Origin of the sequence: Runella sp. CRIBMP, assembly GCF_009905605.1 — a bacterium.
Classification (GTDB): Bacteria; Bacteroidota; Bacteroidia; order Cytophagales; family Spirosomataceae; genus Runella.
On record NZ_JAAAKZ010000007.1, the window covers coordinates 95,479 to 121,135 of the forward strand.

General features: G+C 43.5%; 14 protein-coding genes. 5 read left to right on the forward strand and 9 right to left on the reverse strand.

Annotation, left to right across the window (positions count from 1 at the left end; all coding sequences use genetic code 11):
• The first annotated feature begins 88 nt into the window (after positions 1 to 88).
• Positions 89 to 3,493 (forward strand): HEAT repeat domain-containing protein, encoded by a 3,405-nt coding sequence (locus GVN20_RS17985; protein WP_166559670.1) that lies wholly within the window; start codon positions 89 to 91, stop codon positions 3,491 to 3,493.
• A 93-nt stretch (positions 3,494 to 3,586) separates the two neighbouring features.
• Here GVN20_RS17985 and GVN20_RS17990 read toward each other — a convergent pair whose 3' ends face one another.
• The 7 genes from GVN20_RS17990 to GVN20_RS18020 form a co-directional block, all read right to left on the reverse strand.
• On the reverse strand, positions 3,587 to 8,824 hold the full coding sequence (locus GVN20_RS17990) for an AAA domain-containing protein (protein ID WP_166559671.1): 5,238 nt from the start codon (positions 8,822 to 8,824) through the stop codon (positions 3,587 to 3,589).
• Positions 8,825 to 9,168: 344 nt separating this feature from the next.
• Positions 9,169 to 9,441, reverse strand: a complete 273-nt coding sequence (locus GVN20_RS17995; RefSeq protein ID WP_229599108.1) for a GxxExxY protein — start codon at positions 9,439 to 9,441, stop codon at positions 9,169 to 9,171.
• Between the two features lie 78 nt (positions 9,442 to 9,519).
• A complete protein-coding gene (locus GVN20_RS18000) occupies positions 9,520 to 11,886 on the reverse strand; it encodes a LamG-like jellyroll fold domain-containing protein (protein WP_166559672.1) in 2,367 nt (788 codons plus the stop codon).
• A 314-nt stretch (positions 11,887 to 12,200) separates the two neighbouring features.
• Positions 12,201 to 13,127, reverse strand: a complete 927-nt coding sequence (locus tag GVN20_RS18005; protein WP_166559673.1) for a hypothetical protein — start codon at positions 13,125 to 13,127, stop codon at positions 12,201 to 12,203.
• 122 nt (positions 13,128 to 13,249) lie between these two features.
• On the reverse strand, positions 13,250 to 14,164 hold the full coding sequence (locus GVN20_RS18010; protein WP_166559674.1) for a hypothetical protein: 915 nt from the start codon (positions 14,162 to 14,164) through the stop codon (positions 13,250 to 13,252).
• Positions 14,165 to 14,273: 109 nt separating this feature from the next.
• Positions 14,274 to 15,200: a hypothetical protein gene (locus tag GVN20_RS18015; protein ID WP_166559675.1), complete on the reverse strand. Its 927-nt coding sequence runs from the start codon at positions 15,198 to 15,200 to the stop codon at positions 14,274 to 14,276.
• A 46-nt stretch (positions 15,201 to 15,246) separates the two neighbouring features.
• Positions 15,247 to 15,579, reverse strand: a complete 333-nt coding sequence (locus tag GVN20_RS18020; protein ID WP_166559676.1) for a LytTR family DNA-binding domain-containing protein — start codon at positions 15,577 to 15,579, stop codon at positions 15,247 to 15,249.
• Positions 15,580 to 15,741: 162 nt separating this feature from the next.
• Here GVN20_RS18020 and GVN20_RS18025 point away from each other — a divergent pair, with 162 nt between their 5' ends.
• Both GVN20_RS18025 and GVN20_RS18030 read left to right on the forward strand, forming a co-directional pair.
• A complete protein-coding gene (locus GVN20_RS18025; RefSeq protein ID WP_166559677.1) occupies positions 15,742 to 16,383 on the forward strand; it encodes a response regulator transcription factor in 642 nt (213 codons plus the stop codon).
• A 25-nt stretch (positions 16,384 to 16,408) separates the two neighbouring features.
• Positions 16,409 to 19,747, forward strand: coding sequence for a sensor histidine kinase (locus GVN20_RS18030; RefSeq protein WP_166559678.1), 3,339 nt, complete (start codon positions 16,409 to 16,411; stop codon positions 19,745 to 19,747).
• Positions 19,748 to 19,979: 232 nt separating this feature from the next.
• Here GVN20_RS18030 and GVN20_RS18035 read toward each other — a convergent pair whose 3' ends face one another.
• Positions 19,980 to 21,350 carry a TrpB-like pyridoxal phosphate-dependent enzyme gene (locus tag GVN20_RS18035; RefSeq protein WP_166559679.1) on the reverse strand — a complete coding sequence of 457 codons (1,371 nt, stop codon included), beginning with the start codon at positions 21,348 to 21,350 and terminating at the stop codon, positions 19,980 to 19,982.
• Positions 21,351 to 21,481: 131 nt separating this feature from the next.
• Positions 21,482 to 22,174, reverse strand: a complete 693-nt coding sequence (locus tag GVN20_RS18040; RefSeq protein ID WP_166559680.1) for an NrtR DNA-binding winged helix domain-containing protein — start codon at positions 22,172 to 22,174, stop codon at positions 21,482 to 21,484.
• Positions 22,175 to 22,302: 128 nt separating this feature from the next.
• Between GVN20_RS18040 and GVN20_RS18045 the strand changes: the two genes are divergently transcribed.
• Both GVN20_RS18045 and GVN20_RS18050 read left to right on the forward strand, forming a co-directional pair.
• On the forward strand, positions 22,303 to 23,937 hold the full coding sequence (locus tag GVN20_RS18045) for a carboxylesterase/lipase family protein (protein WP_166559681.1): 1,635 nt from the start codon (positions 22,303 to 22,305) through the stop codon (positions 23,935 to 23,937).
• Positions 23,938 to 23,977: 40 nt separating this feature from the next.
• Positions 23,978 to 25,588: a carboxylesterase/lipase family protein gene (locus GVN20_RS18050; protein ID WP_166559682.1), complete on the forward strand. Its 1,611-nt coding sequence runs from the start codon at positions 23,978 to 23,980 to the stop codon at positions 25,586 to 25,588.
• Positions 25,589 to 25,657: the final 69 nt, after the last annotated feature.

Sequence of the window (25,657 nt, forward strand, 5' to 3'; positions counted from 1 at the left end):
CCATAAGTAAAAACCCGTAATTAGCCGTTTTACTTAATCTACAACTGTTTATTTTTGATTCTCTCTAACATATAACGTTCAATAACCCATGCATTTAAATAAACAGGCCAAGATTCAACTCTCGGCATCGCTTGGAGTCGCCTTTCTGGTGGTTTCGTGTATGAAAATGCCGCGCAGTAGCCAACCTGTGATGATCAAGGAAGACCCTGCAAAGGCGTTGGCCAACGCCCGGGAAATTCGCGAGAAAACGGCCATAAAATTGGCCGACGGGCTACAAATGAGCCTTTGGGCGTCTGATTCGCTCGCCCCTGACCCGGTGGCGATGTCTATCGATGATAAAGGGCGAGTGTACCTCAACCGTACCAATCGCCAAAAAAACTCCGAGTTTGATATTCGTGGGCACCGCGACTGGATGACCGAATCCATTGGCCTGCAAACGGTGGAAGACCGTCGCGCGTTTTTGCGGAAAACCTTCGCTCCTGAGCGCTCCGCCGAAAATTCGTGGCTGGCCGACCTCAACGAAGATGGCTCGCACGATTGGCGAGATTTGGCGGTGGAAAAAGACGAGATTTGGCGCTTGGAAGATACCAACAACGACGGAATCGCGGATGTTTCGCTCCGTATTTTGGAGGACTTTTACGAAGAAGTTACCGACGTAGCGGGTGGAATGTTGGTCCGAGCCAAGGATATGTTTGTAGGGATAGCCCCCGATTTGTGGCGACTCGAAGACCGCAACGGTGATGGTATCATTGACAAAAAAACTTCGATTAGCCACGGCTACGGGGTCCACATCGGTTTTGGTGGCCACGGAATGTCGGGGGTTATTGAAGGACCCGACGGCCGTATTTATTGGAACATCGGCGACATTGGTGCCAACATCACCGCTCCCGATGGCAAAAAACATGAGCATCCCAACTCTGGCATTATTGCGCGCTCCAACCCCGATGGTAGTGATTTTGAGATTTTTGCCCATGGCCTGCGCAACACCCACGAGTTTGTGTTTGACGAATACGGAAACCTGATTTCTTCCGACAACGACGGCGACCACCCTGGCGAAAGTGAGCGGTTGGTTCACATCGTGGAAGGTTCCGATGCGGGCTGGCGTTCCAACTGGCAGTATGGTAAATACACCGATCCCAAAAACAATAAATACAAGGTGTGGATGGACGAAAAGCTGTTTAAGCCCCGCTGGGACGGACAGGCAGCCTACATCATTCCGCCCATCATGAACTACCACAACGGCCCCACGGGCATGGTTTACAATCCAGGTACGGCTTTGGGCTCAGATTGGAAAAAGAAGTTTTTCTTGGTGGAGTTTGTGGGTACACCTACGCGCTCGCACATTTGGTCGTTTGGCCTCAAACCCAAAGGCGCGTCGTTTGAATTGGATGGTGAAAAAGACATTGTCAGCGGTATTCTGCCCACAGGTATTAAATTTGGTCCCGACGGAGCCTTGTACGTAGCCGACTGGATTAACGGCTGGGATACCAAAAATTACGGTCGCGTGTGGAAACTCGACGTAACCAAAGAAAAGAACGATTTGGCGGCGGTGCGTCAGGAAACCAAACGCCTAATTCAGTTGGATTATGCTTCGCAAAGTGAGGATATGCTTTATTCGTTATTGTCGAATGTAGACATGCGGATTCGTCAAAAAGCGCAGTTTGAATTGGTGAGCCGGGGCACAAAAGGTGTACCGATGTTGACCAAAGCCATTGATCAAACCCAAAGTCAGTTGGCACGGATTCACGGCATTTGGGGCGTAGGACAATTGGCCCGCGTCAATAAAGCCAATGCGTCGATATTGTTGCCTTTGTTGAAAGACAAAGACCCCGAAATCATTACTCAGGCGGCCAAAATGCTCGGCGATGCCCGCATCGCTACGGCAGGCAGTGAGCTGATTCCATTGCTCAAAAACACCAGCCCACGCGTTCGTTTTTATGCTGCTGAGGCCTTGGGACGCATTGCCTACGCTGATGCCGTAACGCCCCTGATTGAGATGATTGCGGCCAACAACGACGAAGACGTATACATCCGTCACGCTGGGGTATTAGCGTTGTCGAGAATCGGGAAAGCAGAACCAATGGTCGCCTTGGCCAACAACCCAAGCAAAGCCCTGCGTACGGCGGCGGTATTGGTGCTTCGACGGATGAAAAATGATAACATCGCGTTGTTTCTCAACGACAAAGACGAATACATCGTGGCCGAAGCCGCGCGCGGTATCAACGACGACCTCTCGATTCCGGGGGCGCTGCCCGCGTTGGCCGCGAAATTGCAGGACAAAAGCATTACGTCGGACGTGATCCTGCGTCGCGCCATCAATGCCGCGTTGCGCGTGGGTACCGACAAAGAATTGGATATGTTAGTGGCTTTTGCTACCCGCACCGACATCAAAGATGATGTAAAAGCGGAAGCCCTAGCCACTTTGGGTACGTGGGCGAATCCGTCGGTACTCGACCGTGTGGATGGTCGCTACCGGGGCAAAATCGAACGCGATCCCGCTGGCGTACGGACCAAAGTTACACCGCATATCGCTAATTTTTTGAAAGAGAAAAACGCCGAATCGCTGATTGCGGTGGCAGGTTTGCTGGCCGATTTGAAGATTACGAGCGCCAACGCGCAACTGGCCGAACTTTATGACGCCACAACTGACCCCAAAGTGAAAGCCGCAATTTTGCCCGCGCTGAATCAGCTAAGCTACGCCCAAATGGACGCCCTCATCAAGAAAGGCATGGACGACAAAGACGAAAGCGTGCGTACTGTGGCGTTGGGATTGTTGGACAATAAAAACGTAACCAAAGAAAGCTTACCCGCTATCGTGAGTTCTATTTTTACCAAAGGGACGGTGCGTGAGCAGCAAAAAATGCTGGAAGTGTTGGGCAAAATGGAAGCCGACAAAACGCAGGTGATTTTGGGAGATTTGATTGACCAATTGGCCGCTAAAAAACTCTCACCGAACCTATCTTTGGAATTGAAAGAAGCCGTAGACGCCTCGGGTGTGGCGACTTTAAAAACCAAAATGGCATCGCTTAAACCCAATGCTTCGGCCTTGGATGAATACGCCGAAACGATGTACGGTGGCAACCGTTTTCAGGGCCGTAACATCTTCAACACCAACTCCACCGCTCAATGCGTGCGTTGCCATGCGGTGGGTGGTACGGGTGGTGCAGTAGGCCCCGCGCTGACCCACATTGGTGATGTGCTTACCCGTGAGCAGCTGTTGCAGGCGCTAGTGGAACCAAGTGCGCGCATCGCGCCGGGCTTCGGTTCGGTCTCGCTTACGCTCAAAGACGGGCAGGTGGTCAATGGTACCTTGGCGAAAGAAACCGCCGAAGAACTGACCATCAACACCTCCGACGCCGAGCCGTTGGTGATTCCCGTAGCCCGCATCACCAAACGCGAAAACATGCCGTCAGGGATGCCGCCGATGGGCTCGCTGCTCTCCAAAAGAGAGATTCGGGATGTAATCGAGTACTTGGCGAATCTGAAGAAGTAAGAGGGAGCCGTTATCCGTTCAAAATAGCAACCGCCGCCGAGCTTGGGCTTTGCGGCGGTTTTTGTTTGGCATTGGGGTAAATTTAGATTGCGACTATTTTATGGTATCTCCTTCTTCTTCTTTTAGAAAAAAGCCTGTCTGAGGAATGTCCTTGCGCAAATAGTAGGTTTGGTTAGTAAGAAGTACTTTATCTAAGGTTTTTAAACCGTCTAGTTTTCCACCTCTCTCGCCAAGTCTCATTACCTGAACTCCTATACTGCTTCGTGAACTAACAGGATTGATATTTTCTGTATTAAAAATAAAAGCCTTGATTCGATTATCTGCTACTTTACTGTGTGCCAATAGTTCTATGTCATTCTCTATGTATGAAATAAAGCAAAGGGATGAGTGTGAGCTAAAAGCGGCTTCCAATTGTTGGTAGCGAGTTTTATAAGCGCTCATATGAATTTTTGCCACTTTACCATTTTCAAATCCAAAAAGCATAAATCCATTAAATTGGGTTGTCCCACAGAAGTAAATAGGATTTTCATTTAATTCTAATTCAAGGGTTACTAAGAAACTTTCTATGTTATTAAACTCTTGATTTTTAATAGAATAAACGCGGTGCTGGTCTGTGAATGCCAAAATAGTATTATACTTTAGTGCATCTGGATGCGACTTGAATTTGTTAGAAAATTTTGGGAGTATTGGTGACTTTATTATTTCTGATACCTCAAGTTGTTCGTTTGATTTTGGCTTAATTACTTCTGATTCAACAAAAACAGTACCTTCCTGAGATCTAGCCTGTGTAAATCCTATGGATGGCTCAGGTGGTGAAAAAAGGTTAATCAGCTCAGTGGGTATTGTAGATTTTGTTGTAAAGGCAGAATCTTGAATGATTTCATTCTCATTAACTTTCAAGGGAACGTTTGGGGGACAATTACGCTCTAAAAGTGCCCATAGTCCCTCTAAAGCTTTTGACTTATAGTAGTAATAGTCCCCACCTCTAATTCTAAAAAATTGCCATCCAGCTCGTTCCAAGACTTTTTGGCGGCCAATATCATTTGCTATTTGATCTGGAGTACTGTGGTATTTATCTCCATCACATTCAACGGCTATTTTAACCCCATTGGGTAATAAAACCACTAAATCAATCTTATAGTGGCCTACACTATATTGTGGCGTAACAGTATATCCGCGTTTTACAATTTCGTTATATACTTCTACTTCAAATTGGCTGTCAAAAGGTTTTGGAACCCCTTCTATTTCTTTGTTACTTATAATAGGAGGTTCTAAAGGGTTCTGAAAATAACTCAATAGCTTATAACGTAAATCATCTTTATTGGTCAAATCTTCGAGTTGCACCGAATGAAAAAGCCATACCTGTTCAATAGCGCGACTAACCGCTACATTAAACATTCTTTCAAATTCTGAGGTAGTCAAAGCTCGACGTTTGTGGTTTGGAGCCGTTACTAAACTCAAAAACATAACATCCCGCTCGTCACCTTGGAAACTTTTGGCGTCGCCGCAAATGATTTTACGGTGCTCAAATTCTTGAGCATCTATCAGGGTCAATAATTTCTGGTTAACCATCTGTGCCTGCAACTGACCTTGCAAAGCGATGATACCAAACGTTTTATCTTTGTATCGTTTGTCCATTAAACATGCTTGTATAGTCTTTATCAGCTCGTCGACTTCAGGACTGTTTCTAATGGTAGTGCTTTCTCCTTCGGTGTATCCCCCTTTAACGAAAACGGTTTTAAGGGGTTCGAGCCGATTATCATTGTATTGTTTCAGAGGATGAAGCCCAATTCCAGCTGATTGATAGAAATGTTTGTTACAAAATTCAATAATTTCAGGCATGCACCTAAAATGCTCACGTAACACAACCTTTTGCCCTGAACAGAAAGCATTTGCGTGGTCAAAAAAACTGTAATCTATATTAAAGAAACTATTGTAAGGTATGTTTTTTAAATGTTGATTTATTAAGTCCTGTACTTTGTCATTTTCAACACCCACATATTGTGGTGCCGTTTGTTTATCATCTCCGACAATGATAATATTTTTAGCTAAGTACATCAGAAACATAGCATCTGGTCCTAATTGACTGGCCTCGTCCACAATTACATAATCATAAATAGCCGGCTCAGGTTGTAGTGTCTCGACCAGTTTAGGCAATGGCATAATCCAACACGGGACGCTTTGTTGACAATCAGCCATTAGCTCTTGAGCTGCTTTACGGTTTTGGAGCGCTTTTTTTCCCTTACCGTGGGCTCTTTTCATAGCCATTGCCCAGCGCGTAAGCTTAGAGGATAAGCTATTGTCTATTCGGCTCAATACCTCAACCCAAGCTTTTTCAGCCGCAAGTTGCGCAGTTATATCACGAATGTTGGTTTCCTCTTTTTTTAGTTTTTCGTATAATTCAGTTTCTGATTGGTTTAGTTGTTTTCTGATTTCAGTGTTTGCATTGTGCCAATAAATAGCCTGAGAAAGTGATTTTATTTGCTCCGCGTTACTACGATCTTCCACAATATTGGCGGTAAATTTTGGAAGAATTTTTGCACATTTTATTGTTAAGTTTCTAAACTCCTCGTAGTGAATTCTTATTCTGATAAGCTCAGTAAGTTGGTCTTTTAGGGCTTGATACTCAAGCCAATTTTGGTTTTTTACCGCTTCATGTAAAGACTGTGAAATAGGATGGGAATACGGTTGTTGGAGAGAATCTAAAAGCCTCTGAATTTGATTTTTAGCCGTTTCGTTGATCTGAATGTCTTTTGTGTAGTCAATATTCTGTACTATTAATTTGATTTGATTTTCGTTTATGTTTCTGATTTTTATTAATTCAAATAATATATTTTCTGCATTTTTTAGCGTTGTTTCTTCAATTAGGTAATCTTCTGATTTTTGTATAACGTCTTTTAAAGTAGATAAGCGTTGTTTAAGATTTATGTGAAGATTTTCATCGTACTTTAAAGATTTATCATCTTTCCAAGTATTTAAAATATTTTCGCAATCTATTCTGAAATCAAAATAAGAAATTGCTAGTTTTAACTCACTTGTTTCGTCACAAAGGCTCCCATTGATTTTAACTTCATTCACGAATCGTTCTCGCTCCTTGATGTCCGAAGGTAGTGTCAACTTATCAATAAACCCAAACGAAATCTTGGTCTTATTTTTGCTCTCTAAGTAGTTCAGCAAGACTTTTGCGTCGTTTCTGAGGGTTTGAAAATCGGTAAAATTGTGTATTTGGATTTTATTCTCTGTTGTAAAGCGGTCATATAATTTGGCGAAATCTTTTTCTAAAAAGGATTGGGTTTTACTGACGCGACTCTGCCAGCCTAGGGCATTTACTTTTCCAGAACAGTCATTCCAGACATTATCATTCCAACTATATTTGGGAAGGGCAATAAGGTCTTGAATAATTTTGTCAATATTTCTGATAGCTGATTCGCGCTTTTGTATTTGCTCGGATAGTAAATCTAAATTGACACCAGAGATCACTTCGGGATTCTTATTGTTGTATTTTTCTTCGAAGTTGCTGATTAATAAAAATTTATCTTTTAGTACTTGCGCTGATAATAGGCTGCCTAAATCAGGTAAATTTCCTTGTAAATCTTCTGGGTTGTATGCGTTACAAAGAGTGGTTAATTCAAAAAGTTTTTCAAAATCACTTTGGACATTTGCCAGTTCATACCATAGATGTGGATGGTCAGGAAGACAAAACTCGGTGGAGATTCTTTCCCTGAGGCAACCGAGAGCGTCAGTAAACCACTCAAAATAGGGTTGCTCTTTGATAATTCGTTCGGCTAAACGATCAAGTGTATCTTTATACAGGCTGTTTAACGTTTGTTTGCGGCAGTCTTTTTCTTTCAACAGTCGCAATTCATATTCGTGTTCGGCTTTGGATTTATAGAGGATGTTGAGTTGTTCTTCCAGAAGTTTTATTTTTCTTCCCAAACTGTCGATATCCGAATCATTCAACTTTGTTGTAATTGTATTGACAGATTGCTCCAAGTCATTGGCAGATTTGATATCATCACCTAACATGCTCACCGCCAAAGCTTTGATTTCTTCGGGGATTTTGTCTTTTAAGCTTTCGAGTGCGCGTTTGGTTTGGGCTGTTACTAATACGCGGTTTCCATGTGCCAGCAAATGACATAGCAGGTTGGCGATTGTATGGGATTTGCCGGTACCCGGCGGACCTTGTACAAGAACTTTGTTGTTGATTCGCAGTCGATTAACAATGCTTATTTGCTCGTCATTGTAAGGTTTTGGGAAATAAACTGAATCGTTTTTGAAAGTAAGACTACGTTGAATGTCGGCATGAATGGGGGCATCTGCTTCTAGAATAGCACGCACACAGGATGCGTCAATGCTTTCGCCCTCCTCCAATTGTTCAATGATTTTTTTATAAACTGCCGTTAAACTACGCGTAGTTCGTCTTCTTAAAATTAATGCCGGAGCAAAGTAAACAGTCGGTTTCGGATGATTTTTATTGATGGGTTGCACATTGTCATAGTACTGAGCCTGTGTGTGAAGAACGTTAGTGTACTGATTTAGAAACCCCTCTTTTCCAAAAAACTGTTTTGAAAAATAATCATCCATTTCAGCATTTTCCAAGGCATTTGCTAACACACGTTGCGCATCGTCTACGTTAAAACCTTCTAAGTCTTGGCACATATCCGACTCTATGAAGTAGCGGCTGTTACTTAAGTCAGGTTTAACTTCGATGTAAGCGGTTCGTGTATTGCTCACAAACTCAATAGCAGCTCGAACTGTAAAAACGTGCCTTTTGATGAAAGTATTTTCCGATTGGCATAGTAATCCGAAACCCATTAGCAGTTCATACTCATCGCCGAAATTTTGGATTTTCTTAAAAGTATCAAATAGTTCACGGTATACTTTAGAAGTACGTTGGTATTCGATTTCTTGTTGTTTAAAAAGCTCTAATGCTTGTTGGTACTCTTGTTTATGTCGTGGCCAGAGTTCTATGCAATAGGTTAAAAATACATCTTCTATTTGGCTGGAAACAGGGGAGATGTGTCCATTCGTATCCGTAAAAGAAGGTCTTAAGTCGGGCTCTCCTTGGGTACGGGTTAATGTCTCCTCGACCACCCAGCCTCGTAAAATAGCTGGTAATGCTGGAAAAGTTGGTTTAGAAGGTGGTATGGGTTTTACAACTTTTAACCAAAAATCTGCTTCCTTACCATTGTCTTGAACAATTGTTTGAATTGGGTCTTCTAAGTCACCTAGCCAAAAAACTGATTCAAACTTGTTAAGATCACGGATTACGCTGTCACGTAGTTGAGAAAAATTTAACAAAAAACGGAAGATTTGTAGATATTGGTTCACGATAAAAAGGTCTGTGGATTCGTATATTTACAAATCTATTGAAATGCTAGATAGAGCGCAAGGGATTTGGAAGAGAATTTATAGCTTTTAACCTCTGTTCGTCCTGAATTCCCATACAAACAGCAAAAAGGAGTTACTCCTCGGACTCAGAAGTTTAGTAAATAAGAAGAAACGAAACCTCGCAGATATACGATTCAAAGCCACTTATCGCTTTCCCTTAAGGATTCTCCGCACCGTAGCGCATCGTCGGGTGGGTAGGGGCAGAAACAAAAACCATTCAAGGGTGCATTGATGCAGATAGTGTAGATTTATCGGGGTTAGCTCGGTGGCCGCCTGACCGTAAGCTACGAAGAGGGTTTTAGAGTGGGATATAATTGGGATAAGGCTTGTATGAAGTTGACTGGATAAATTTGCTTTTGTGCTTCTACTTTAAAACCTCTGTTCTTCAATTCTATGTACATCGCATTTTGATATACTTTTTCTAAAAATACAAAGCCCAATTCGTTATAAACCTCAAAGAAAACCTTGATTATCTGCTCAGTTAGCTCATTATATTTCGTTTCCTTCAGCATAATTTTTATCCGTGTAACATCCGTGCGGTGCGCCGCAGCGGTCATCCGTATGCTAATAAGCGGTGTTAATTAGCACACGGATCGCACGGACGGTTGGCCGCTGCCAGGTTCCAGCACGGATTTTTACGGATTCACACACGCCACATTCGCCCCAATCTCCGCCTTAAAATATTTCCCCATGCCCCTCGCCTCAAAACCTGGATTAAGTGTAATTGAATTGGGTGCTTTGAAATCTATGGCACCGGCAGGAGCTAAGATTTTGGCATTTGAAGTTATGGTCTGAATGGCACCGCCTGCGTAGGTGGGTGAGTCTATGGTACCCGTGATGCTGCTATTATTGACCTGTGAGGGCGTATTGCCCAAAAACTCATAAGCCCCCATATCTGCTGTGCCGTTGAAATTTCTTGGGTTGCGGTCTAAATCTAAGGGATTGATGCCTGCATTATCTCCTGCACCGATGGCTTTGCTACACCATTTCAGGCGATAATTTCCTGCATCACTCCGCACCGTATTTGCTACCGGACTTACAAACTGTGGATTGGTAGTACCCACCAAATTGCCATTGGCAGTGCTGGTTTCGCCTTGTATTAAGCTGTTGGTGAAAGTATTAGTTGTAGCCGCTTGCATGGTATTTGAAATTCCACCATTAGTATTGTCTTTTATAATAGTGTTCTTTATTTTATTAACAAAAGGGGTAGGACTAAAATCGGCAGTAATGGATATTCCATTACTACCATTTGAAGCGATAGTGCAATTGATAATATTTAAATCCGAATAGTAATTTATAAAAGAAATTCCGTGATGCCCATTATTAGCAATCAAGCAATTTTGATAATTTGAAGTCTCACCTATATCGTCATATATTCCATGGCCATTGTTTCCTGTTATTATGCAATTTGCGACTATTTTTCTTGAATCTCTAAAATTTAAGCCCACTTCATTATCTGCTATTCTGCAATTATTTATTTTGCAGGTTACGGAGTTGCTATATATACCAGCATTACGCCCCCCAATGACTTTAAATCCATCAAAAACAACGTCATTGCCAATATTTACAACGAAAAAAGAATTATCATTTCGATTTGAGGTAAAAACAAAAGGGGTGTCATTGCTTCCTAAATCGCCTGAAAGGGTAGTTTCATTAGTGCTATTTATCAATGCCAAATTGCGTTCGTTGATGCTTTTTTCAGTTCCCGCAAAACCACCGTAAATTCTCATCCCCGATAGGATATTGAAATTATCATTGATATTGTTTGTGGTAGAAGATTTGTAAGCTGAGGTACCTTTGGCTACATAAATTTCAAAAAGATCGTTGCAGGTATTAGCTGTTAGAGCAGATCGTAAGTTATCATAGGCATTTGCCCAAGAGCTACCATTTTTGTTGCCAATATTAGGTGTATTATTCACATATTTCACCTGCCCCGTTACAAAATTGGAAGCATCACCTGTTTTGGCAAAGTTGTTTAATGTACCGTTATTGGCACTATTTGAGGCTTCGTTTATTTGGCTAATGAGGGTATTTGGGCCATGCGGTACGCCATTGTTAAAATTGTAAAAGGCTTGCAGATTCGTTGGGTTTGGGGTTTTGCAAAAGCGTTCATCGGCTAATTGTGTGGCGGTTTTGGCAACATTCCAAATGCGTATTTCGTCTATTTCACCTTTGAAGTACCTCCCCTGAATACCCCTCACACCAATGTATAAGGGTGAATTGTTAGTGGTAGTTCCATTCGTGTTATCAGTTACACTACCTTGCAAAATGCCATCTATATACAAACTCATGGTTTTAGGACTACCAGAGGCTACTGTCATGGCTACATGATGCCATTGGCCATCATTTATTTTGGCAGTTGACATAATATTAGGGCCATTTGTGCCATCGTATCTGGCAATTTGTACTTTCCCGTTGTTAGCTCCTGCGGTTTGATTCAAATAACGCATAACAAACGGATAGCCACTGGTTCCATCCCATTTTTCAAGAAAGTCATTGTCTTGCTGCCCAAGATCTGTTTGCGTAGCGTCAGGCTTTACCCAACAAGTTACCGTAAACTCTTGATTAGCGGCAAAGTTGCCAACATTATTTGGTATCGAAACATAATCATTAACGCCATCCAAATGGAGGGCTACATTTTGGGGAGTATTGTCGCCTACCATAATTCCCGCAAGTGTTAGAAAGGCGGCGGGGCTTGGGGTAGATGTAAAAGCAGCGGTTATCGAAACAATGTATTCGTTTTCGTTGCCAGTAACATTAAACCCTACAAAAGCACCACTATTAAAGCCCCCCGTTTGTGTAGCAGAGTTTCCCAAATTTGTGGTGGCTGTTAGTTGTATGTCATCAAGCGTAACATTGATACCACCTGCATTAAGTGCGACGGGTTGGCAGGAAAATTTCCTTACATTATTTCCATTAAACTTTATAGAAATAGAGGTATTGGTGGTATTGGTAGAAATAGCGTTTAAGATATTTTTTATTCCACCCGTGGCAGATACCACGTAGGTGAAATCATTCTGAGGCGAAGGTCCCGAAACTACGTAAGGGTTTGCCTGTACGCCATTAAGAAAGGTTTGTTGCGTAAATGAATAGCCCCCAATGCCATAGAAAGTGTTTCTCTGAGCAAAGTTGAAGGCCACAACTTGTGCCTGTGCTGCCATAGAGTAAAGGGAGAAAAGCAGGAAAAGGAATGGTTTTTTCATTTGGGTAAAGCCCCCTAACCCTCAAAGGGGGAATTAAGGAATTTATTGGTTTATTTATGCAGTTTAGCGAATTGAAGCTTAAAATGTACCCTTGAGATTTGGAATGAGTCGTTTCATTGCTTAACAACCAACACATTAATATTCGTCCCACCCGTTATTGTACCATTGTCTTCCCGACGGATTTCCCAATCAGAGCCAGTCCATTTGGCATAATAACTAGTACTTGTACCTCCAGCAATACCTGTGGCACGGGTAACAAATATCAAATCAGTTTGGGCATTTGCCGAGGTGGTAGGTATAGGCATAGAAAACACATTGGTATTTGCCTCTAACCGAAGTGCCGCAGGGCTGCTGCCCGATACTTTTATACCACCTTCTACGTGCAGGGCATTGCCACCCGATGCAATATGCAATTTTGCATCAGTCGGACTCATCGTTCCGATGCCTACGTTGCCATTGCCTTGTATCCGCATGAGTTCGTTGGAGTTACTGGCACTTGCCCCTGCATAAAATACATGGGCCTCTGCCGTGTTGGGTACTTGGTAACGAATGCCTCCACCCACGCCAAACCCCGTAAACTCATGGTCGTTGTCGGCTTGTTCGACCATCACAATTTTACGGTTCGAAATGGTATTTTCAAATTGCAAAGGAGCGTTGGGCCTAAGATTACCAATGGCAAGAAAGCCTTTGGAGGATAATCTCATGGCCCGTTGAAATATGTTTGTATTAGGTTTTGTGATATCGAAAGATATGCCAGTAGCTCTTGATGTTGCGGTAAAGTTTTCTTCTGCAGCAATAATAATCCTTGCGTTGGGTATATTTGGCGTAGCTCCTGCTTCTCCTCTTGCGTGAATAAAGAACAAAACTCTTCCGCTCGTGACGGGTACTCCTCCATTGTTTGCACGGTAGGCACTGATACCAACATCGCCCACTGCTGTACTTTGAAGACTCAAAATACTTGGAGATACCGTCATACTCTGCCCAAAAGCAGACAAAGCTACTAAAAATGTAATGCTGAGGGCGATAAGTGTTTTTTTCATGGGGGTATGGGGTATTTTGATTTGTTTTTTAATTTTTTGTGCAGCCAAAAGCATTTGTTGGAGTGAATTTTTAATTGCCAACGGATGCTTTTAAAAGAAATCAAAAGTTGAAATACGAGTTTTTATTCCTTATAAGTAATAATTACTTTAATTGGTTTATTAAGAATATTAGCCCCATCATTCAAGTAAACTTCAATAAAAAACGGTTTAATTATAAAAGAATAACTAAAACCCTCTCCCCTTGGAAAACGTGGAGGAATTTGTGAAACATCTCCAGACTCCAGTGCTTCAACAAAAATAGCTACATCAAGTATTTTGCTTGGAGGTAAGCCATGAGGCACAAATGAAGAAGTACCATCAAGAGCAGCTGTATTATAACCGGTAATTTCCTTTTGTTTAATGGCAGGGGCATCAGAACCTAATTTGGTAAAATCAGAAACGGTTACATTGCCAGTGTTTGCAATGCTCAATTTTGAACCACCACTGTTTACATAAAAAGAAAGTGGATGATTTGTTCTGGTCCCAAGCCAACCACCCGTTTGCGAACTTACATAAGTTGCGAGATTTACAGTACCATCACCATGTTGAAAGCCGTAACTTGCAGTGGGAGTTCTGACTTCCAAAATTGTTTGTGGTAAGAGCGTACCGATACCTACTCTTCCAATATCTGTAATGAGCATTCTGTCAAATGCTGTGGTAGAACCATCAGAGGTTGTACGAAAAAAAATCTGTGAGCCAGTCGATGAAGTAGTATAATTATTTGATGCTCTTAGCTCAATAGCTGCATTTGGTTCTGATGTAAAAGAACTGCCTGTATAACCATAACCATACACGCCAACCAACATACGACCAGTTCCAGTAGCAATTGGAGCTTCTGAACTTCCTGAACTATTAAAACCCGAAAATGTGGGTCTTTGTACTCCATACCCACGAATTGTTACTTGATTTGGGTTGGTTGGCGTAAGTGTAATGCTTTGCCCTAAAGCCGTAAAAACAGCAAAAAATGTAATACTGAGGGTGATAAATGTTTTTTTCATGTGGGTATTTTGGTTTGTTTTTTAATTTTTTATACAGCCAAAAACATCTGTTAGAGCAAAATTTAAATCGCCAACATATGCTTTAGGATAATAAATAATTTCTGTGTTTTTATTCCATGTAAGTAATGAATACTCTTATGGGTTTCGATAAAATATTTCCAGAGGTTGTATTAGTAAGAGTTAATTCAATATTAGTCGGTGTAACAGCATAGGTATACAGCATTTCGGCAGAACCTACATAATTCGGCGGAGTTTGATAGAGCAAACCTGAAAAACTTTCAACCGCCTCTACAAAAATATCTACAGAAAGTATTTTTGAAGGGGTAAGACCATGAGGCATCAATCTACTAGCGCCCTCAGAAGATGGTGTATTGAATCCAGTAATTATCTTTTGTTTAATGGCAGGAGCATCAGAACCTAATTTAGTAAAATCAGAAACCGTTACATTACCAGTGTTTGCTATGCTCAATTTTGAACCGCCACTGTTTACATAAAAAGAAAGTGGATGATTTGTTCTTGTGCCAAGCCAGCCACCCGTTTGATTACTTACATAAGTTGCAAGGTTTACAGTACCATCACCATGTTGAATCCCATAGCTGGCTGTGGCAGTTCTGACTTCTAATCTAGTCGTTGTTGGAAAAGTACCGATACCAACATTGCCATCATTTCCAATTCTCATTCGCTCAAATGAAGCATTAGTGCCATTGGCAGTTGTATAAAAAGAAATGTCTGCCCCTTGTGCTGAGGCTCCAAAATTCTCAGTAGCTCTTAACTCAATTGAAGCATTTGGGTTGGAATTAAACGCAGTTCCAGTATAGCCATAACCCTGCAAGCCAACAAGCATTCTGCCACTTAAAGTAGCTGACCGAGGTGGAGTGACTCCCGTACTATGAAAACCCGAAAAAGTAGGTCTTTGTGCTGAATAAGCATGAACCGATAATTGGTTTGTTTGGGTAGGTTCAAGTGTAACACTCTGCCCGAGTGCTGTAAAAACAGCAAAAAATAAGATGCAAACGGTGATAATTGATTTTTTCATGAGTATTTGATTGTTAAATATTGATATTTTGTGGTGAAAAGGAAGTTTAAGACAACACAGCTACTTTTACCATTGTGCGCTTTCGACGAGATACTTGTGCCAAGAAGCCATCGGTCATTTCTACGTAATATCTGTCAAAAGCTCTGATGTAGTGGTGGTTGAGTAGGTGTTGTTTGTTTACGCGCACAAACGTGTCGGGCAGCAGCGGCTCATAAAACCCAATGGCCTTAGAGGTCAAGATTTTGCGGCCATCGGCCAGTACAAAATGCGTGTAGTTGCCGCTGCCTTCGAGCCGCACGATGTCGGTAATGGGCAGGTGTACCGCCCCACGCAAGACCGTGAGGGTGTGGGAAGTTGGAGGCATGCTGAGGGTGTTCATGGTTTTTTGAGTAGATTTAACATTACAAAATTGAGCAGTAAATCAAGGGCAATCAATCACCCGACAGGGTGAAATATCGTGAGTTTTCATGGACAATATCACCCCAACGGGTGATTGGCGATGTGGCTGAAAATCAATAGTTTTGTTCCCTAATTTAATGCTATGAAGAAATCAACAATTGGGATGATAGAAGACAATAAAATCATCCGCGACAACATCACCAAGTTCATTGCTTTCCACGAGGAGTTTGAGGTTGTGCTGAGTGTGGGCAGTGTCGAGTCGTTTTTGTACGAAATCAATATCAATCCCAATGTTGAGATTGATATTTTACTGTTAGACATCGGTTTGCCTGGCATTTCGGGCTTGGATGCCCTGCCCCAATTGCTGGGTTGGAAGCCCGACCTGAACGTCATTATCTTGTCAACTTACGAAGAAGAAGACATGATTTTGCGGGCTTTGTGTTCGGGGGCTTGTTCGTACATTTCCAAAAAAGCCAGTCTGTCAGAAATCGTAGAGGCCATCAGGATTGTGGTAGGCGGTGGGTCGTACATGTCGCCGAGCATTGCCCGCGAAATCATCAATCACCTCATGGGCGGGCGCGTGAGCAAAGCCACGATACTGTCGGAGCGTCAAAAAGAGATTTTGGAGAAATTGGTAGATGGTCGAAGCTACCAAGCCATTTCGGAAGAGTTGTTTATTTCGGTCGAAACCGTGCGGACGCACATCAAAAAAATGTACAAAGTATTGCACGTAAACAACAAAACCGAAGCTATTAACCTGTATTTAAAAGGCCATATTGGCTAATATTCCCGACTTAAAATTATTCCCGTTGAGATTATTACTAACTCACTCCTTTTCTGGCTATAATTGGCTGATTTTTGGCTTGTTGTGTGCTTTTTCGGCCTGCCAACAAAGAGGCAACTCGGAGAGGGAGCAGCCTGCCCCAAAAGTACAGCCTGTCAACGTACGTCAGATTGCGCTTGACACCATGCCGCCATCAGAAACGCTCCCCATTGGTAAAATAGAAACCCTTCCGCTCGGCAAACCCACCGAAATTTCCCTCCCCAATTATACAAAGCCTATTAAATGGAAAGTTACCAAAACTGGCAACCCTAATGTATATATGTTAGGTCTTGACTCGGTGCCTTTCCCCAAAAAAGTACCTGCCCTCCATCTCCCCAAGCGTGCTGGGTTTCCTCAGGTCAACGTAGCCAAAGCTCCTTTGAGTAAAGACTATAATCCCTTCAACTTTACGATTTTTGGCCTCAAAGAAGGGCTTGTCGAAAGCCAGATTCACAATATATTTCAAGACCGAAAAGGAAACCTTTGGATGGGGTCGTTCAATGGGATCTCCAAATACAACGGGCAGACCTTTGAGAATTACAGCCAGAAAGAAGGTTTGGTGGACAATTTTTTTCAATGTGGCCTCGAAGACCGGGAAGGCAACATCTGGTTGGGTTTTAGGGGAGGAGTTACCAAGTTTGACGGCGAACATTTTACCAATTATACCACCAAAGAAGGCCTAAGCAACAACAACATTGAGGCCATGGTAGAAGACCGAAGAGGCAATATTTGGTTTGGCACCACGGGCGGTGGGGCAACACTCTTTGAACCAAAACGCGATACGTTCACCCATTTTGGCCCAAAGCAAGGAATGGCTGCCAACATCCTTGATATCATAGAAGATAAAAAAGGCAATATGTGGTTTGCTACCCAAGATGCAGGTCTGATAAAATACGACTCCAAAAGTTTCTCAAAGTTTGGCTACTATCAGGGGCTTGCATACAATACCATCAAGGATTTAGATGAAGACGGAGCGGGCAATATCTGGCTCGCTATGTGGAAAGGCATCATTAGGTTTGACGGCACTCATTTTTATCATTTAGTAGAAAATCATGAAAATTATGCCAGTAAAATCTCAATAGACCGCGATAATAACGTGTGGTTTGGGGCGATGTCAGATGGTGTTTTCAAAATTGACAAATCCTTTGCAACCATTACGAAGATTACTGAAAAAGAAGGATTGCCCAACAACTACGTGATGTGCTCGATGACTGACAAAGACAATAATCTTTGGTTTGGAACCAATGAGGGGGTTGTAAAACACAGCAAATTGGTGAGCAATCTCACCCCAAAAGACGGATTGATTGCACCCGAAATCTCCTGTGTAATGCAAGACAAGGCACACGATATTTGGGTAGGAACATACAGTGGAGGTATTTCAAAACTTGAATTAAAGGCTAAGAAAATCAAAAACTACACCCCCAAAGAAGGTTTGAGCGATACTGACATAGTGAGCATGATGCAAGACAGAGCGGGCAATATTTGGTGTGGTACCAACTATTCGACGATGTTTCGATTCGATACCGATGGCAAAACAATCACTCATTTTAGGGACAGTGGCAGTTATATTGTTTGCATTTTTGAAGACAAAGCTGGCAATATTTGGTATAGTTCGAGAGATAAAAATGGGGTTTTTAGAATCAATGGCAACACCAATACCGTTACGCGGTTTGATATGAAACAGGGCCTCCCGCAACATCAAGTAGTGCGGATTTGGCAAGATAGTGGCGGCAATATGTGGTTTTGTACGTTCAATGGCGCATCAAGACTCGACAAAAATGGCAGGCTCTTGAGCAATTTTACCGAAAAAGAAGGTTTTAAGTTGAGTGTGGTCGAAAGTATAGTAGAAGATAAATACGGCAATTTTTGGTTCAGTGACTTGGTCAATGGCATCATGCACCTCAACCTCAAAAACAAAACTTTTATTCATTTTACCGAAAAAGAAGGATTGAGCCATAATACCGTTTTTGGTATTTTGAAAGACTCATCGGGTAATTTATGGTTTAATACACGCAATGGCCTCAGTAAATTGTCGAGCGAAGCGGTGCGGCAATTGGCTTCCAATCAGCCACTTTCAAAGCCCATCTATTTCAAAAACTACGACTCCGAACAAGGTTATTTGGGTTTTGGTGCGGGTAGGTTTGATATAGTACAAGACTCAACGGGCAAAATCTGGCTCCCGATGGTGGACAGGCTGACCCTCTTTGACCCCAAAGAAGAAGTCCTCAAAAACGATAAACCCACCGTAGAACTCACAAAAATAAAGCTGTTCAATGAGTCTATTACTTGGGCAAAAGACACCGCCTATGTCTTAAAAAATGGTTTAATTGTGGATGATTTCCACTTTGAAAGTCTGTCTAAATGGAATAATATCCCCGAAAAATTGCAATTGGCCTACAATAACAATTACCTTAATTTTGAGTTTGTGGGCATCAATACCAACACCCCCAAAAAACTCATTTACCAATACACTTTGGAGGGCCTCGAAAAAACGTGGAGTGTTCCATCGGCGCGTTCGGAAGCTGTGTACGGAAATCTTCCCCCTGGCAATTACACTTTCAAAGTTAAAGGCATGAAAAGTGATGGCAATTGGAGCGCAGAATCAGCGTACGCGTTTTCGATTAGTCCCCCGTTCTGGAAAACATGGTGGGCCTATTTGCTGTATGTGATGGCCACTGTTGCTGTTGTGTATTATATCGTTCAGATTAGAGTACGGCAGCGGTTACAAAAAATCAAAGAATTGGAGGCAATCCGTTTACGTATTTCGAGCAATTTGCACGACGACGTTGGTACAATCCTGTCAGGTCTTGCCATGCAGTCGCAAATGATGGCACTCACTGCCCTGCCCCAACAAAAAGCCTCTTTGCTCGAACTCAGCGATATGAGCCACGATGCCATGGAACGAATGCGCGACACCGTTTGGGCCATAGATTCAAGAAAAGATAAATACGAAAACCTGATAGACCGGATGCGGGCATTTACCGAAAAAAACCTCCATTTGAAGAATATCGACCACACTTTTACGCTCGAAGTAGAGGATGCCACGAAGTTTATCAACCCCGAAAAGCGTCAGAATATTTACTTGATATTCAAAGAAGCCATCACCAATATCTGTAAACACGCCGACGCCAAGCATGTCAGCATCTTATTCAAGCAAGAAAACAACGGTTTGTACCTTCTCATTCACGATAACGGTAGTCAAAAACCCGTCACCAACACCGATGGTTTGGGACTAAACAATATGAAAATGCGCGCCAAAAACATAGGTGCTACCTTGAATGTTTCATACGACAAAGGCTTCAAGGTCGAGTTGATAATGGGTTAGGAGGGAGGATAACACAAACTTTTCTCCATCTAAACAAGTGAATTTTTTCGGAAAAAATCATTGCCACGTATAAAAAAAGCTACTCATAATGTAATAGGAGTTGGTCGTAATACCATTAAAATCCGGTATTGAATAGTGTTGCCTACTGTTCGCAGATATAATTTAAAAACCATATTTACCATAAATAGAGAAGGCACTGCTGCCTTCTCTATTTATGGTAAAAAGCTGAAAATTAAATACTTGGATAGCCTTCCAGTTCTTTCAGTCCCGATTTCAATTCTTCGTCGGTCAGGAAGTGGTCGGAGAGTTTGCCGTCAAAATAATCCATGTAGGCTTGCATATCTAAGAAACCGTGTCCGCAGAGGTTGAACAATATGGTTTCTGATTTTCCTTCTTCCTTGCAGCGCTGCGCTTCCCGAAACACCTGCGCAATGCCGTGCGTAGCTTCGGGAGCAGGGATGATGCCTTCGGCTTTGGCAAAAGCAATGCCCGCTTCAAAGCACTCCAACTGCTGGATGGCGTTGGCTTCGATCAGCCCGTCTTTCAACAGTTGCGAACAAAGCACCGACGCGCCGTGGTAGCGCAAACCGCCCGCGTGGATGGCCGCAGGGCGAAAATTATGGCCCAATGTATACATTGGCAACAATGGTGTAAAGCCCGCCGAGTCGCCGAAGTCGTAGCGGAATTCGCCTTTGGTCAATTTAGGGCACGATGCCGGCTCTACCGCGATGGCGCGTACTTTTTTGCCCTGCGTGATGTTTTGGTGCAGGAACGGAAACGAAATCCCCGCAAAGTTGGAGCCGCCACCCAAAGGCGCAATGACAATGTCGGGAAAATCGCCCGCTTTCTCCATTTGTACCAAACATTCTTGTCCGATGATGGTTTGGTGCATGAGCACATGGTTTAGTACACTACCGAGGGCGTATTTGCAGTTTTCGTCCTGCACGGCACATTCGATGGCTTCAGAAATGGCAATACCCAAACTGCCGGGCGTGTCGGGGTATTGGGCCAGAATTTTACGACCCGATTCGGTCAGCTCGGAAGGAGAAGGATAAATTTTGGCCCCAAACGACTCGATTAGTGCTTTGCGATAGGGCTTTTGGTTGTAGCTGATGCGTACCTGAAACACCTCACACTCAATGCCAAACATCTGACACGCAATGGCCAAGGCAGTGCCCCATTGCCCAGCACCCGTTTCGGTCGTGATACGCTTGACGCCTTCCATTTTGTTGTAGTACGCCTGCGCCACGGCCGTGTTGGTCTTATGACTGCCCGACGGGCTTACGCCTTCGTATTTGTAGTAAATTTTGGCGGGGGTATCCAGCATTTTTTCGAGTCGATGCGCCCGAAACATCGGTGTAGGCCGCCACAATTTATAAATCTCACGTACTTCTTCGGGAATTTCAATGTAACGGTCCTGTGAGACTTCCTGCTTGATGAGTTCCATCGGAAACAACGGAGCCAAGTCGGCAGGGCCTACGGGCTGCTTTGTGCCCGGATGAAGCGGAGGCAGCGGTTTGTTGGGCATATCTGCCTGAATGTTATACCAATGTCTCGGAATTTCATCTTCCGACAGCAGGATTTTGTACTGTTTTTCGGCCATGATTATTGGAATTAAGGGTGTTTGAAAATTTGCCGCTAAACATAAAAAGTATTTTTATGCGGCACAATGAAAATGCTCAGTATTTATTTGATAATCCTGACAGGATTCATGACCACCGCCAATATAGGTTGTTAATCCTCAAAACTGTACAGGTACGGTGCCTTATGGGCTTTGCCCAAATATTGCTTTTCGTGGCGTTTTAAAATCTCCAGACTGAGCATTTTTCGTTGAAATGTAGTCCGACGAATTTTCTCTCCCAAAATCGCTTCGTACACTTTTTGCAGGTCGTTCATAGTAAATCGGGCGGGCAATAAATTCATACCTACCAATTTACGGTCTAGGTTGTCGCGCAGGGTTTGCAGGGCTTTGGCTACGATGTCGGCGTGGTCGAATATAAGCGGTGGTAGCGCGTCAATGTCGTACCACTCGCACGAATCCGATAAGGCATCGGGTTGGGGAACTACCTCTTTATAATTGATTAGGGCATAATAGGCCACTGAAATGAACCTGTCGAGCAGCCATTCATATTTCTCCAAAGAATAGTTTCCAGATTCCAAAATCGTTTGCATGATTTCGGGTTTATAGCGGGCGGTATCGCCGAACGTATAAAACTGCTCCAAATAAATATTGTCCAGCCCCGTGCGCTCTTTCAATCCTCTTCGGACGGCGTCGTTCAGGTTTTCGTTTCGTTGGACAAAACCGCCCGGCAACGCAAAGAATCCTGTATTGTGGTACTCCATGATTAAGATTTTCAGCGCGCCTCCCGAAAAACCAAACACCACCGAGTCGAAGGCAATATTCGTTAAAAAGTCTTTTTGGTCCACCAATTCCAATGGTTAAGTTCAATTTTTTGTGGCAATCTACCAATTTTTTCAAAAATAAATAGGGAATTTTCAAAAAGTGAATTATTATTGTCACAAAATGAGACAATGAATAAAATTAACCCAAAAAAATGAAAAGAAAAGGCTATTTGTTAGGGGTCCTTTGCTTGTTGAGCGGCGCTGTGTTGGCACAAGGAAATAACGCTTTTGCGGTACAGACAACCATCGAAAACGGAATCATTGAAGGAAATTACGATACTAAAACGGGCATTCAGACCTACTTTGGCGTACCATTTGCTAAACCACCCGTCGGAAATCTGCGCTGGAAAGCGCCCCAACCCGCCGACAATTGGCAGGGTGTGAAAGAAACCAAAAAATTTGGCCCGCGCCCTATGCAGAAAATTGTGTTTGGCGATATGAATTCCCGCTCCAACGGACTGAGTGAAGATTGTCTTTATCTCAATGTTTGGACGCCTGCCAAACGCAACACCAAAGGATTGCCTGTGTTATTGTACTACTACGGAGGTGGTAATGCTGCGGGCGACGGCTCTGAGCCCCGCTACGATGGTGAGTCAATGGCCAAAAAAGGAATCGTGGTCGTTACGTGCAATTACCGTCTCAATATTTTTGGGTTTTTGGCGCACCCCGAACTCTCAGCCGAGGCACCTTATAAAGCATCGGGCAACTATGGAATGTTGGACCAGTCGGCTGCGCTGAAATGGGTGGAGAAAAATATTGCCGCTTTTGGAGGTGACCCCAAAAAAATAACCATCGCGGGTGAGTCGGCGGGCTCAATTGCCGTCAGTATGCAGATGTCTTCGCCCTTGTCGCGCGGGCTCATCGCGGGCGCCATCGGCGAAAGCGGTGCGGGTATTAATCCTACCATGGCTCCTGTCCCTTTGGCCGATGCCGAAAAAATGGGCGTGGATTTCTTGAAAAAATCAGGTGTGGTAAGCATCAAACAACTGCGGGCGTTGTCGTCAAGAGAGGTTTATGAACTGTTTGATGAATCAAAAATGTTTGGCTTCCCTATCGTGGTTGATGGGTATTTCCTTCCCAAAACGATTCCTCAAATCTTTGCGGCCAAAGAGCAGGCACAGGTGCCGTTGTTGTTGGGCTGGAACTCCGCCGAAATCCCGGGCATGGCTTTCATGCAAGGCCAACCGTATAAAGAGGAAAACTACGTAGCGCGGGTGAAAAAGGAATACCCTAACGATTTTGAAGAAGTGCTGAAACTCTATCCGCATGGTTCAGAAAAAGAAATTGAACTCTCTGCCACGGCATTGGCCGCCGACCGTTTTATTTCTTATAGTACTTGGAAATGGTTTGATTTACACCGTAACAACAGCGCCCAGCCCGTATATCGCTATTTATACAGCAAGCTGCGTCCTGAGTTGGTGGATAAATCATTGACTTCAGGTCTAGCGGGAGGAACCGTAAGAGCCGATGGCCCCGCGCCCAAAGCACCCAAGGCCGTAGGCGCTCCGCACGCATGTGAAATTGAGTATTGCATGGGTAATCTACACCTTGTGAAAGATTATGCTTGGACTGCCGATGACTATAAAGTCTCGGACACAATGCTCAATTTCTTCGCTAATTTCATTAAAACTGGCAATCCCAACGGCGATAAACTCCCCGAATGGCCCTTTGCCAAAGCGGGGGATGCTACGCCGCCTGTGATGATTTTGGATACGGAATCCAAAGCCGAAAAAGCGACAAACGATGCGCGTTATTTATTTTTAGACAAAGCCTACGGGAATAAATAACGAATCAATTTAACCTATCAGTTTTACAACTTATTAAACAATGAAAAGACTCATTTTTCCACTTTTGCTGGCCGCAACTTGTGTGTCACAACCTATGCAGGCCCAACTTCAAACGGGCGAAAATGTAGCCGTGACCAACACCGACGCGGGCAAAGTGAGAGGCTATATTCACAACGGAATCTTTACGTATAAAGGTATACCGTATGCTGAAGCCAAACGTTTTGAAGCACCCCAAAAGCCAAAGCCTTGGAGCAATGTACGCAGCTCAATGACCTACGGCCCCGTGGCTCCGCTCATGGATCCAACGACGACTGTGATGGACGAATCTGAGTTTGTTTTTAACCACAATTGGGGCTATACAAGCGAAGACTGTATGCGCATCAATGTATGGACTCCTGGCATAAACGACGGCAAAAAACGGCCTGTATTATTTTGGATTCACGGGGGAGGTTTTACGGCAGGTTCTTCGCAAGAATTGCCTTCGTACGATGGGGAGAATCTGGCTAAAAAAGGGGATGTTGTCGTGGTTTCTATCAACCACCGCTTAAATATCTTGGGTTATTTGGATTTATCGGCCTACGGTGATAAGTACAAACAATCGGCCAATTTGAGCGTATTGGACATGAAAGCCGCTTTGGAATGGGTAAAAACAAACATTTCAAACTTTGGCGGTGACCCCAACAACGTAACCATCTTCGGGCAGTCGGGTGGAGGAGCGAAAGTAAACACCCTGATGGCGATGCCATCTGCCAAAGGTTTATTCCACAAAGCCATCAACCAAAGTGGGTCGTTTCGCGCGGCCATGCTCGACAAAAAAACAACCCAAGCCATTGGTGCAGAAGTGCTTAAAGAACTTAACATTGCTGCTGACAAAGTGGACGATGTTCAGAATGTGCCTTTCCAAACCCTGAGCGACGCAGGCAAAAAAGCCCTCAAAACCATCGCCGACAAAATGAAAGCAGAAGGCAAACCTGTGATTGGGTTTGGTTTGAGCTGGGGGCCAAGTGTGGACGGTGAGGTTCTCCCTTATCAATTGTTTTCAAATGAAGCTTTTGAGTTATCAAAAAACACTCCTTTGCTCATTGGCACAACAAAGAATGAATTCGCGGTTTTTAGAGGAAGTGTACCTACAAATAGTACTGAAGTACAGGTATTGGAAGCAGTCAAAAAAACATATGGTGACAACGCCGATGCGTATATCGCTGCGGCAAAGAAAGCTTTCCCCGAAGATACAAAGCCATCGGCCGTTTTGGACATTGACGTGATGTTTCGTCCTGGGGCAGTGGTGCAGGCCAAGCAAAAGTCGTCATTGGCAGGGGGGGCACCCGTTTATATGTTCATGTTTACTTGGCAGTCGCCTGTGATGGACGGAAAATACAAAGCTGTTCACTGTATGGAAATTCCGTTTGTCTTCAACAACATTGCGCGCTGTGAAGAAATGACGGGCGGCGGGAAAGAGGCGTACGTGTTGGCTGATAAAATAAGCCAATCGTGGATTAATTTCGCCAAAACAGGCAATCCAAACCATGCAGGGCTTCCAAAATGGGAACCTTATACGGCGGAGAAAGGAACAACGATGTTTTTCGACAATAAGTGTAACATTCGTTATCACCACGACGAAGAATTATTGAAGGTCGTTGCTCCCCAATAATTTTTTCTTACCTATCAAAGTTCAATTCGTTTCGTCACCGTCAGAGGGTTGCAAAATTCACTGGCGGTG